An 11976-nucleotide genomic window follows, 5' to 3' on the forward strand; every position below is an offset into this window, starting at 1 on the left:
TCCTCCTCGGACGGGGCTACTCCTGGCCCTGATCGGACGGCGGTGGCCGCCAGCCCAGCTCGGGGTGCGCCAGCAGGTGGCGCACGAGCAGTTCGGTGCTCGGCGTGGGGTCGCACCCGCTCACGGCGTGCCAGGGACGTTGCAGGGGCGTGCCCGCCACCGGCAGCTCGACGAGGCTGCCGTCCTCGATCTGCGCACGCACCGCCTGCCGGGAGACGAGAGTGACGCCGAGCCCCACCACGGCAGCCGCCACCACCGCCCCGTGGGAGCCGAGCGTCATCTGCCGGGGATCGGCGTCCAGGTGCTCGAGCAGAAACGCGGTGGTGGCGCGTATCCCGGAGCCGGGTTCGCGGAGCAGCCAGGTGGCCAGGTCCGGGCGGAATCCCGGCGCGTCGGCGGGCGGGCCGACCACCACCAGGGTGTTCGGGCTGGCCGCCCTGGTCCGGCCGGCGAGGCCGTCAGGGGGGCGGCCTGCCACCACCAGGTCCACCTCGTGGTGGGCCAGCATCGGCCAGACCGCGGCGCGCGGGGCCACGTCGAGCCGCAACTCGATGCCGGGGTGCCGGGCGCGGAACGAGGCCAGCAACGCCGGCAGCACGTGCTCGCCCGCGGTGGTGACCGCGGCGATGCGGACGGTCCCGCGTCCCGGCTCGGCGACGTCGTGCGCCGCCGCCGTGGCCTCGGCGTACAGGCCGAGGATCTTCCGGGCGTAGCTCGCGTACCGCTCGCCCGCGGGGGTCAGGCGCACGCCCCGGCCGTTCTTGGCGATCAGCGGGACACCGACCTCGGCCGCCAGCGCGCTGACCGCCGACGACACCGACGACTCGGTGACGACCAGCTGCTGCGCGGCGGCCCGCACCGAACCGGTGTCGGCCAGCGCGACGAACGTACGCAACCGTCCGGTGGTCGTCACGTGTCCATCGTCCCGTTCCCGAACACGCGGCCGGCGAGCAGGTCGGCGGCCTCGTCGATCACTCCTACGCTCCACCGGCCCGTCATGGCTCTGAGCGTAGGCGCCGAAAGACAGCATCTCATCAAGAGACTCGGGTTGAGCCTTAGGCGAAAGGCTGACTGTTGGCCGGCACGGTAGCGGTGACGGTGGTGCCGGAACCCGGCCGGGAGACTACGTGCAGCGACCCTCCGACCAGCTCGGCGCGTTCGGTCATCGACCGCATGCCGTAGCCGGTCCCGCCGTCGTCACCGCCCGACTCGAAACCGACGCCGTCGTCGGACACGGCGAGCCGCGCCCGGGCCGGCGTCACCTGGAACTCCAGCCGGGCCGTCGACGCCCCGGCGTGCTTGAGGATGTTCTGCAGGCACTCCTGCGCGATCCGGTACAGCGCGATCTCGACGTGCTCGGGCAGCCGTTCGTCGGCCAGCTCCAGGTGCACGTCGACGCCGGGCAGCGAGCGCGCCAGGCTGGCCAGCCCACCGGCGAGGCCGAGGTCGTCGAGCACCGGGGGGCGCAGCCCGCCGATCGCGGCCCGCGCCTCGTCGAGGGTGAGGTCGACGAGGCCGCGGGACAGACGCAGCTGCTCGGCGGCCTCGGCGGGGTGGTCGTGCAGGGCGTGCCCGAGGGCGTCGAGGTGGTAGGAGAGCGTGACGAGGCGCTGGGAGATGCCGTCGTGGATGTCGCCCGCGAGCCTGCGCCGCTCGGCCTCCTGAGCGGCGATCGCCTGCTCGGTGAAGCGCTCGTGGGCCCGCTCGCGGGCGATCAGCCTGCGGTGGGTCCGCGCCTGGTGCAGCGCCCCGGCCACCAGCCCGCCGATGCCGACGAGCAGCCGGATGTGGCGGTCGGTGAACTCCCGGCGCGCCACGGTGTGCACGTTGAGCACGCCGACCAGCCCCGCCGGCCCGGTGGCCATCGGCACCGACGCCATCGAGGTGAAGTCGGTGCCGTGCAACGCGGGGATCGGCAGGTAGCGGGGGTCGGACTCCTTGTCCTCGACGATCACGGCCGGCGCCCGGTGGCTCGCCACCCAGCCGGTGACGCCGGAGCCGATCGGCAGCCGGACGACGCCCACCTGCCCGTCGAACGGCGGGGTCGCGCCGGCCAGCGTGAGCGAGCGCCCCGCATCGTCCAGGACGTGGACGAAGCAGACGTCGGTGGCGGTGGCCTGCGTGATCAGCGCCGCCACGGCGGCCGCGAGCGGCTCCACCTCGGGGCCGGTGGAGATCGCCTCGATGATCCCGAGCAGCAGCGCGTTCTCGCTCTCGGGATCTGCCAGACCGAGGGAGGAGGTCACCGGAAGATCCCCTCGCGCAGGGCGGTGGCCACGGCACCCGTCCGGTCCTTGACGCCGAGCTTGCGGTAGATCGCGCGCAGGTGGCTCTTGACGGTCTCGTCGCTCACCACGAGCCGTCCCGCGACCCCGCGGTTGGACAGCCCGGTGACCATCAGCGCGAGCACCTCGCTCTCCCGGTGCGTCAGCCCGAGGCGGGCGCCGGGCCAGAACTCGTTGCTCTGCAGGCGGGCGGCCGTGTCCACGGCGCGGCCCGCCAGCGCGGTGTCGATGACGGTGACGCCGGTGTGCGCGAGCTCGAGCTGGCGCACCAGCTCCTCACCGGTGATCCGTTTGAGCAGGTACCCCGACGCTCCGGCCCGAAGCGCCTGGAACAGGTACTGCTCGTCGTCGTAGACCGACAGCAGCACGACCCTGCGCTCCGCGTCGCGCTCGCGCAGGGTCCGGCACAGGTCCAGCCCACTGGTGCCCTGCATCCGGACGTCGCAGAGCACGATGTCCGGCTCGAGCCCCTCGACCACGGCGACGGCGCCCTCGGCCCCGATCGCCTCGCCCACCACGCGGACCCGGCCCCGGAACGGCGTCAGCATCGCCTTGAGCCCGGCCACGACCATCTCGTGGTCGTCCACGAGCACGACGCGGATCGGCCCCTTCGGGGGTGACGGCGATGACATGGATCGACGATAGGCCGCTTGCGGGTAGGTCAGGGCGGAGTTCCCCCCGACATCCCCCGCTCCGGGGGAGACGGGGCGCGCGGCGCACACCTAGCGTCGGGGTTCCCGACGCGAGGAGCTTCCGTGCCCGACAAGGCAGTGCGCATCCACCGCGCCGGCGAACCCGCGCGCGGCGCGCGTCCGGTTCTGCTGGCGATCGCCGGGGACAGCGCGGCGGGCAAGACCACGCTCACGGAGGGACTCGTGGAGGCGCTGGGCCGCGACCGCTGCGTGTCGCTGTGCACCGACGACTACCACCGCTACGACCGCGAGCAGCGGCGGACCCTGCCGTTCACGGCGCTGCACCCGGACTGCAACTACGTCGACATCATGGAGCAGCACCTCCAGCTGCTCGCCACCGGAGCGCCGATCCTCAAGCCGGTCTACGACCACGCGACCGGCCTGCTCGCCCGGCCCGAGCTGGTGGAACCGAACGATTTCGTGATCGTGGAAGGGCTGCTGCCGCTGCACACCAAGCTGGCCAGGGCCTGCTTCGACGTCACGGTCTACCTCGATCCCCCGGAGGAGATCCGGCGCGGGTGGAAGGTGCAGCGCGACACCCGCAAGCGCGGGTACACGACCGAGCAGGTACTGGACGAGCTCGAGCACCGGGAGCCCGAGTCGGAGGCGTTCATCCGCCCGCAGCGCCAGCACGCCGACATCGTCGTGCGGTTCGCGCCGATCCCGGGCCGCGCGGACCCGCCGTCCACGCCGCTGTCGGTGGAGCTGATGCTGCGCCCGACCGTCCGCCATCCCGACCTGGGCGCCGTGCTCGCACCCGGGATGCGGAAGGCCGTTCACCTCAAGCTGGCGCGCGACACCGACGGACGCCCGGTCGACACGCTGCACGTCCACGGCTACGTGCCGGAGGAGGACAGCCTGGCCGTCGAGCGGGCGATCTGGGCGTCGACCGGGCAGCCGGGGCCCGGCCCGGAGTGCCTCGGGCAGCTCGGTCCCGGCATCCGCAGCGAGCCGCTGGCGATCACCCAGCTGCTCCTGCTGCACCACGTCCTGGAGGCGGCGCGGTAGGGCTCTCATCGACGCGGTAGGGCTCTCATCGACCGGGATCCACCGGACGCGCCCTCGGGACCGGCAGCTCGCGCATTCCCGCGCGCAGCACGGCGGACGTGGCGGTGAAGCGACGGCACAGCTCACGCTGCGCTGCCCCGACGCGATCGGGACGGCCACGCCACACCGCCGCCACGGGTGCCAGCACCGTCGTGCCCAGACAGAACCCGATCGGCCATCCCGGGCGCAGCCACTGCATCGCGCTCAGGTGGGCGGCCAGCTGGCGATCGCGCCGTGGCGGGGAGACCACCACACCCGCCACCGCGCACGCTCCGGCCTCGCGCAGGCTCCGCACCGTCGCCACGGCCACGTCCTCGGCGGCGTCGGCCTGCCAGGACCGGTGACCGGGGACGACGGGGCGGACGCCGAGCAGCACGGTCGTGGGGTCGACGCCGGCCCGGTGCAGCGCGGTGATCACCGCCGCGATCGCGGTCGTGTGCGCGTGTTCGGACTCGGCCAGCCCCGAGCGGGGTGGCGTCGTCGACCTGCAGCCCAGCAGGGGCACCAGGCCGCCATGCCTGCAGGCGGCCGCCCACTCGGCCACCTCCCGGACCGCGTCCGGCCGGTCGTCCGCCATCTGCACCGCGCGGCAGGCGAAGCTCGCACCGTCGGCGACGTGCCGGGCGACGTGGCGGGCCAGGTCGTCAGGGCCGTCGGGGGCGTCGGCGGGCATCCGGACCCCGACCTGCAGCGCGGGCCCCCGCCGGGCGGCCACCGCGGCCCGCACCGCGTGGGGGCCGACCAGCAACCCGCCGATGACCCGGTCGAGGCCGGGTGCGGCGAGCGCCAGGGCACGTAGTTCGCGGCAGCGCTCCTCGGTCGCCCCGGCCCCGGCCCGCGCCAGCATCGCGTGGATCTCCGGACACGGGCGGTCGAGACCGAGTACTCCACGGCCGCGGGTCACCAGCACGCGCGTGCACATCTCCGGACCGGTCACCAGCCGGCCCGCACGGCGGGTGCCGCCGCGGCCGACACGGCCTCCAGGCCGCCGAGCAACGCCCGCTGCCCATCGGCGACCGAGCCTGCGCCTCCGCGCCAGGCCTGCAACGCGGGAACGGTGACGTGCCGACCGGCGTAGAAGCTCACCGGCCACGGCGGCACCAACGCGACCCCGGCCGCGACCGCGGCGGTCGCGTCGGCCACCGCGGCGCCGCGGCCGCTCAGCAGGACCCCGCCCAGGCGGCCTGGGAGTACCGCCAACGGCCTGGAGGCGACGTCGCGGCCTCCGTCCGACCCCAGTTCGGCGCAGATCACCACCGCCGCCGTGTCGACGTCCTGGTCGTCGAAGTGCCCGCCGACGCTGAGCAGCGCCGCGGCCATCGTCGCATCGCGGCGTGGTCCCGCGGCGTCACCGACCCTGGTGCCCACCCTGACCACCGCGACCAGGCCGAGATCGTGGCAGAGGTGGGCGAACCGCGCGGCGGCGTGGCTGTTGGCCGTGAGGACCTGCATGCTCCGGTCGCCGACCTCCGAGCCTGCGACGGTGCTCCAGACGGCGAACGCCGCTCCGAGCTCGCGGAGCCGGAACAGGCGGGTGGCCAGCCCGTCGAGGCCCGACGTCACACGGTCGCCGGGACTCGCGGTCAGCTGCTCCTGACCGGTGTCGGCGCGCACTCCGGGCAGGATCCCGCAGGCGCGCAGCCGCTCGGGGAGCGAGCGTCCGTGCGGCGCCGCATCGAACAGTTCGGGGGGCAGCACGACGCCGCTGACGGTGCTCGCCAGGTCGTCCGCGCCGAGCAGCATCGCCCGGTAGTCGCGCACCGCCTGCGCCGAGGGCACGACGCAGGCGGCCCGGAAGCGCGCCGCCAGCGACGCGGGTCCGGTGTCGACGGCGAGGACGCCCCTGCGGAAGGCGAACAGCCTGCGCAATCGCCGCTGAACTGTGTCCATCCGCGCCTCCCTCAGCGTCCCCGGCCGCATCGTGGCTGGTCAGCCGCTCCGTGCGCTCCCCCTGTCCGGGGGAGGCCGCGGGTGACCCGGGTCCGGACGGCGCCGCGCCGCGCCCTCGATGCCGAGGACACGGCGTGGATCCGGGAGCGTTTCAGCCCCGGGCGTAGTCGGACGCGCCCCACCAGTCGACGACGACGACGGGTTCAGAACCGACCACCCAGGCGTCGTGTCCGGAGGGCAGGGCGGTGACCTGACCGGGGACGGCGTCGAACTCGTCGCCGTCGGCCGTCTGGATCCGCAGCGTGCCGGACACGTGGTACTGGAAGTGCGGGGCCTCGCACAGGTCGGTGCCGGCGATCGGTTTGACGTCGTCGGACCATCGCCAGCCCGGCTGCAGGGTCAGCCGGCCGATGTCGGCGCCGCCGATGTGCAGCAGGTCGAGCCGCCCGTGGGGAAACTCGCGGGTCTCGGTGGGATGGGCGAAGTCCTGCTGCTCGTAAGGGGTTCCCATGATGTCCTCCTGGGTTGTCTGGCCGGGGTCGTGCCGGCGGGGACGACGGTAGGAGAGCGACCTTGCGGTTGGGTGGCGGTCGAGGATGATGCGCGGGGTGCACCTGCAGCTGCTGGGGCGGTTCGAGGTACGCCTCGACGGCGAGGAGGTGCCGCCCGCGGCGTTCGGTGGCCGCAAGGTGCGCACGTTGTTGCGGGTGCTCGCGGTGCGGCGTCCGGACCTGGTGCGCCACGATGCCCTGGCCGAGGCGTTGTGGCCCGACCGGCTCCCGGCCGACCCCGCGGCGAACCTGGGTGTCCTGGTCAACCGGGCCCGGCGGGCTCTGGGTGATCCGTCAGTGATCCTGACGGGCACCGGTGGGTACGCGCTCGGCGCCGGCTGCTCGGTGGACGTCGCGGAGTTCTTCGCCGCGCTGGAGCAGGCCCGCGCGGCGGGGGAGGACCACGCGGCGGTGGTGCGGGCGGGGTCTGCCGCGTTGGCGTTGTGGGGTGAGCCGCTGGCCGAGGACGGCTATGCGGAGTGGGCCCGCGAGCCCCGGGACCGGTTGTACGCGGCCCGGATGGAGGTGTGCGAGCGGGCTGCGGTGGCCGCGCTGGCGCTCGGTGATGCCCGGCGCGCCGCGAGCTGGGCGGCGGATGTGGTGGCCGCCGCGCCGTTGCGGGAGTCGGGGGTGCTGGTGCTGGCCCGGGCGTTGGCGGCGGCGGGTGATGCGGCGGGCGCGCTGGCCCGGCTGGCCGAGCTGCGGGCGAGGTTGGCCGACGAGCTCGGCGTCGACCCGTCGGCGGAGGTGGAGCAGCTGCAGGTAGCGGTGCTGCGCGGGGAGGTGCGGGCGGCCCCGCGGGTCGCGGTGCCCGTTCCGGCGCGGCCCGCGGTCTTCGGTGAGCTGACGTTCGTCGGGCGCGACGCGGAGCTGGCCCGGATGCGGGCGGTGGTGGCCGCGCGCGGGGTCGTGACGGTCGCCGGCGTCGCAGGTGCGGGGAAGTCCCGACTGGTCGCCGAGCTGGTGCAGGGCGTGCAGCAGCCGGTGATCGCGGCGAGGGCGTTCCAGCCGGAGCGGGCCGAGGCGTGGGGACTGGCGCGGTCGCTGCTGCGCGAGGCGCTGGCTCACGACGACGCGGTGGCCGGCGGTCTCCCCGCCCGGATACGTGCGGCGCTCGCGGACCTCCTGCCCGAGCTCGGTGACGACCCCGGCGTGGTCCTGGACGGGGAGAGCCGGCGGGCGTTGCTGCTGGCGGGCGGGCTGCGCGTGGTGGAGGCCGCCACCGGCGACGGTGCGCTGCTGGTCGCCGACGACCTGCAGTGGGCCGACCCCAGCAGCCTCGCCCTGCTCGGCTCGGTGCTGGCCCGGCTGTCACGCCTGGCCGCTGTGCTCGCGTTCCGCCCCGACGAGCTCCCCGCCGGCGCGGTCGCCGAGCTGCGGGGCGCTCGCGAGGGCGTCGAGGTCGTCGTCGGACCGTTGCCTGTCGGGGCCGTCGAACGGCTCGTCGGTGACGAGGCCCTGGCGCGGGCGGTGCTCGCGGCCACCGACGGCACACCGTTCGCGGTCGCCGAGGTGCTGCGGGAGCTGGCCGCGCGGGAGGTGCTCACTCCCGCACCCGGGGGCGCATGGACCCCGCGCACGCGGGACGCCGCGGTGCTCGCGGCGGAGCTGGGGCGGGCGGGACAGCGGCGGGCGGTACGGCGCCGGGCCGAACGCCAGACCGGAGCCCGTGTGCAGGTGCTGGCGTTGCTGGCGTTGCTGGCCCGGGAGGTGCCGGCCGGCACGGTCGCGGCCGCTGCCGGTCTGGACGGCCGTGCGGTGCTCGAGGCGCTCTCGACGCTGGTCGCCGCCGGGCTGGTGCGGCTCGGCGAGCAGGGTTGGGCCACCGCACACGACCTGGTCACCGAGACGGTCACCGCCGGGATCGCCGACGCGGAGCGGGGCCGGTTGCACGCGTTGCTGGCCGCCGCGCTGGAGGCCGAGGACGCCGACGCGTCGGAGATCGCCCGGCATCACCACGGGGCGGGTGACACCACGGCGGCCGCGCGGACGTTCGTCCTGGCCGCGGATCACGCGCTGACCGCCCATGCCACCCGGGAGGCCGCCGGGCTGGCCGAGTCCGGGCTGGCCCTCGATCCGCGCGCGCCGCTGCGCGCTGATCTGCTCGCCGTCCGAGCCGAGGCCCGTGCCGCGCACGGGGAACCGGGCGCGACCACCGACCTGCAGGCCGCCCTCGCGTTGACCGGACCCGGTGCCACCCGGTCCCGGCGACTGTCCCGGCTGGCGATGCTCACGTTCGGTGCGCAGGATCCGCGGCGGGCATCCGAGCTGGTCGAGCTCGCGCTCGTGGAGACCGGCGAGGACGATCCGGCGCGGGCCGTCGCGCTGGAGACGGCGGCGATCCTGGACATGAACCTCGGGCGGCCGGCCCGCGCGGGTGAGCGTGCCGAGTCCGCGCTCGGCCTCTACCGCATGCTCGGCGACGGCCGCGGGGTCGCCCGGATCCTCGACGGCCGGGCGATGGCGACCTTCCTGAACGGCCGGATCACCGACGGGGTCGAGGTCTTCGGGAGGGTGGCGCAGCTGTTCACCGACTCGGGAGAGCTGCTGCGGGTCGTCACGCCCCGTTCGACGCGCGGGCACGGGCTGGTCTTCATGGGCCGTCCCGATGCCGGGCTCGGCGAGGCGTCGGCCGCGCTCACGCTGGCACGCGACCTCGACGCGCCGGAGAACCAGGCCTACGCGCTGTGGCACCGGTCGGAAGCGCTGTCCGGGCTCGGCCGCGCGGACGAGGCCGGGGCCGACGCCCGCGAAGCCCTGACGATCGCCCGCGGCCTCGGTCACCGGGGCTGGACCGCCACCGCGTACCGCGCCGTCGGTATCGCGCTCGTCGCCGCCGGGGAGCTCGACGACGCGGCAGCGGCGTTCGCGGCGTCGGGCGCGGCCGCAGGTGAGTCGTTGACACTGTTCGCCGCCTGGGCCGCGGCGCGGTCGGCGCTGGTCGCGATCGCGAGAGGCGAGCTGCGCGGCGTCGAGGAGGTGGTCGCCCGGGCACTGGGCCTGGGGCCGCCGCTGGGGCAGTACGAGGCGCGGCTGGCGCGGGTCGAGCTGCTCGCCGCCCGGGCCGATCCGAGCACCTCCGCGCAGGCGAGGGCCGCTCTCGCGCCGGCCCGCGACGGAGGCCACGCCGTGTCGATCGGCCGGCTGACCGAGCTGGCGGGCGACACGGGCCGGCCGAGCCGCTAACAGATCGCAAACCCGCCGGGCGACGCTCCCGGGCATGACACCCACAACAGCACCCGTCAGCTCGTCCGCCCCCACCGCCACATCGGCCGCCGTCGACGGCTTCCTGTCCGACGTCCTGCGCGGCTCGGTCTCGCCCGCGCACTACGCACCGGGAGCGGTGCTGGACGCGGTCGTGCCCGGCTGGAGGCTCACCGCCCTGGGGCCGGAGGCGATCGCGCAGGAGTACGGCCGCTGGTTCCACCACCCCGCCCGTTTCGAGGACCTGCGCCGCCTCCCGACCGCCACCGGGGAGGTCGTCGAGTACACCCTCACCTGGACCGAGGACGGTGTCGGGCACACCGGGCGCCACGTCCACGTCATCGACGTCGACGGCGCCACCCGCGCCATCGCCTCCGACCACGTCTGGTGCGGCGGCCGCTGGCCGGCCGACCTGCTCGCCGAGATGGAGCAGGCCCGTCATGCCCACTGAGACGCCCACTGAGACCACACGGACGCCGGCCCTCGTGTCGCGACCGGTGGCATCCTCGGTCGACGAGCTGCTGGCCGGCGCGTCACACCGCGAGCCGTTCCTGACGAGCGACTCGAAGTCCGGATCGGGCTTCGAACGGGTGGTCGTCGACGGGGTGCCGCACGTCCTCAAGCACGTCCACCCCGACCGGGACTGGACGATGCGCTTCAACCACGACGTCGGATGCCACCCGGTGCAGGTGTGGGCGGCCGGGCTCATGGACAGCTACCCCGAGCGGATCGACCACGCCACCGTCGCGGTCGCGGGCGGACTCGGACGCAACGGCTGGGGCGGCGCGATCCTGATGCGCGACGTCGGCGCCGACCTCACCCCGCCGGGCGACACCCCGCTCGACCATCCGACCCACAGCCGCCACCTCGCCGACATCGCCGGGCTGTCCGCGCGCATGCTCGGGTGGCGCGACACCGTCGGGCTGGTGCCCCTCGCCGCGCGCTGGGGCTGGTTCGGCCCCGCATGCCTCGCCGCGGAGGCCGCCCGCGGCTGGCCCGACCTCGTGCCCCGCATCGCCGAGCAGGGCTGGCGACGCTTCGCCGAACGCGCCCCGCGCCCCGTCCGCGACGTCGTCGACGCACTGCGCCGCGACCCGGGCCCGCTCGTCGCCGCCGTCGCGTCGACGCCGATGACGTTCGTGCACGGCGACTGGAAACTGGGCAACGTCGGCACCGGCCGCGACGGCCGCACCGTCCTGCTCGACTGGACCTACCCCGGAGAGGCGCCGCCCTGCTACGAGCTGGCCTGGTACCTGGTGCTCAACAGCTCCCGGTTGCCGACCTCGAAGGAAGCGACGATCGCCGAGTTCCGGGCAGCGCTGGAACGCCACGGCGTCGACACCGCTCCCTGGTACGAACGGCAGGTCGCGATCTGCCTGCTCGGCGCCCTGGTGATCTTCGGCTGGGAGAAGGCCCTCGGCAGCGACGCGGAACTGCACTGGTGGTGCCGACGCGCCGTCGAGGGTGCCCGATGGCTCTGAGCGGGCGGGGCCGGGTGCTCCCCGCGTCAGATCGTGATCGTGCCCCGCCTCGTCCGGGAGGGCGAGCAGCCGAACCTCCGCTTGTACGCGGCGGCGAACCGGCCGGCGTGGAGGAACCCCCATCGAGCGGCTATCGCGCTGATGGTGTTGGTCGTGGACGTCGAGTCCAGGAGCTCGGCGTGGACCCGGTCGAGACGCACGTTCCGCAGGTAGGTCATCGGCGGGATGCCGAACGAGCGAGCGAATCCCTCCTGCAGGGTGCGGGCGCTCACCGCGACCGTGCCGGCCAGCTTCGCGGTCGACCACGGCAGGTCGGGCTGGTCGTTGAGGAGGTCTGCCGCCCGACGCACTGCACGGGAGCACGGCGCCGACGTCGCCGTGGTGAGCGCGTCGCTGTAGTTGTGCGGCTGGGTCAGGAGGAGCCCGTCGATGATGAGGCTCTCCAGGTGCGCCGCGGCGAGCGGGAAGCTGGTCACACCATGCGGGCGGGCGGTCTCACGCTCCAGCACATCGAGGGTGCTCAGCCAGCCGGCCGCATCCGCGCTGGTGATGTCCATGGCGACGGTGAACTCCAGGGGCTTCCTCAGCTCCCGTCCGAGTAGCCGTTCGAGCTCGCGATCGACGGCCTGGCGGGCCAGCATCAGGCACAGCTGAGCGCTGCCGGCCCCCCAGTGGATGTCGGCGGGCGAACCGGGCATGAAGATCGCCGCACGGTCCGATGAGGTGGCCGCCACCTTGTCGCGGTGGCCGCATCGCGACTCCGTGACGCCGGTCAGTGCGATGTTCACGTGGTAGTTGCTGGCGTCGGTCGTGCGCATGTGGACAT

The 11976-nt window shown here is 74.8% G+C and carries 11 protein-coding genes; 4 read left to right on the forward strand and 7 right to left on the reverse strand.

Annotated features, from left to right (window positions below):
• Positions 1-16 precede the first annotated feature (16 nt).
• The 3 genes from JWR81_RS16030 to JWR81_RS16040 form a co-directional block, all read right to left on the reverse strand.
• Entirely contained in the window at positions 17-913 is an 897-nt protein-coding gene (locus JWR81_RS16030; RefSeq protein ID WP_297652558.1) for a LysR substrate-binding domain-containing protein, read from the reverse strand.
• A 142-nt stretch (positions 914-1055) separates the two neighbouring features.
• Positions 1056-2246 (reverse strand): GAF domain-containing sensor histidine kinase, encoded by a 1191-nt coding sequence (locus JWR81_RS16035; protein WP_297652563.1) that lies wholly within the window; start codon positions 2244-2246, stop codon positions 1056-1058.
• A complete protein-coding gene (locus JWR81_RS16040) occupies positions 2243-2917 on the reverse strand; it encodes a response regulator transcription factor (RefSeq protein ID WP_297652566.1) in 675 nt (224 codons plus the stop codon). Before JWR81_RS16040 ends, JWR81_RS16035 begins: the two co-directional genes overlap by 4 nt.
• 123 nt (positions 2918-3040) lie before the next feature.
• On the opposite strand from JWR81_RS16040, the gene JWR81_RS16045 reads away from it, so the two are divergent.
• Entirely contained in the window at positions 3041-3985 is a 945-nt protein-coding gene (locus JWR81_RS16045) for a phosphoribulokinase (RefSeq protein ID WP_297652569.1), read from the forward strand.
• A gap of 25 nt (positions 3986-4010) precedes the next feature.
• On the opposite strand, the gene JWR81_RS16050 is transcribed toward JWR81_RS16045, so the two are convergent.
• The 3 genes from JWR81_RS16050 to JWR81_RS16060 all read right to left on the reverse strand — a co-directional run bounded on the left by JWR81_RS16050 (position 4011) and on the right by JWR81_RS16060 (position 6425).
• Entirely contained in the window at positions 4011-4934 is a 924-nt protein-coding gene (locus JWR81_RS16050; RefSeq protein ID WP_297652572.1) for a class I fructose-bisphosphate aldolase, read from the reverse strand.
• Positions 4935-4957: 23 nt separating this feature from the next.
• The gene (locus tag JWR81_RS16055; RefSeq protein ID WP_297652575.1) at positions 4958-5914 is read right to left on the reverse strand and encodes a class I fructose-bisphosphate aldolase; all 957 of its coding nucleotides are present in this window, start codon (positions 5912-5914) and stop codon (positions 4958-4960) included.
• 151 nt (positions 5915-6065) lie between these two features.
• Positions 6066-6425 (reverse strand): cupin domain-containing protein, encoded by a 360-nt coding sequence (locus JWR81_RS16060; protein WP_297652578.1) that lies wholly within the window; start codon positions 6423-6425, stop codon positions 6066-6068.
• Positions 6426-6522: 97 nt separating this feature from the next.
• Here JWR81_RS16060 and JWR81_RS16065 point away from each other — a divergent pair, with 97 nt between their 5' ends.
• The 3 genes from JWR81_RS16065 to JWR81_RS16075 are packed head-to-tail and all read left to right on the forward strand — an operon-like array spanning position 6523 to position 11150.
• Entirely contained in the window at positions 6523-9651 is a 3129-nt protein-coding gene (locus JWR81_RS16065) for a BTAD domain-containing putative transcriptional regulator (protein ID WP_297652580.1), read from the forward strand.
• 34 nt (positions 9652-9685) lie between these two features.
• Positions 9686-10120, forward strand: coding sequence for a hypothetical protein (locus tag JWR81_RS16070; protein ID WP_297652582.1), 435 nt, complete (start codon positions 9686-9688; stop codon positions 10118-10120).
• 46 nt (positions 10121-10166) lie between these two features.
• Positions 10167-11150, forward strand: a complete 984-nt coding sequence (locus JWR81_RS16075) for a phosphotransferase (RefSeq protein ID WP_297652585.1) — start codon at positions 10167-10169, stop codon at positions 11148-11150.
• Between the two features lie 26 nt (positions 11151-11176).
• Here the strand turns inward: JWR81_RS16075 and JWR81_RS16080 are convergent.
• Positions 11177-11976: AraC family transcriptional regulator (locus tag JWR81_RS16080; protein WP_297652588.1), on the reverse strand; the 800-nt coding region annotated here is incomplete at its 5' end.

It is taken from the genome of Pseudonocardia sp. (assembly GCF_025965585.1).
Taxonomy (GTDB): domain Bacteria; phylum Actinomycetota; class Actinomycetes; order Mycobacteriales; family Pseudonocardiaceae; genus Pseudonocardia.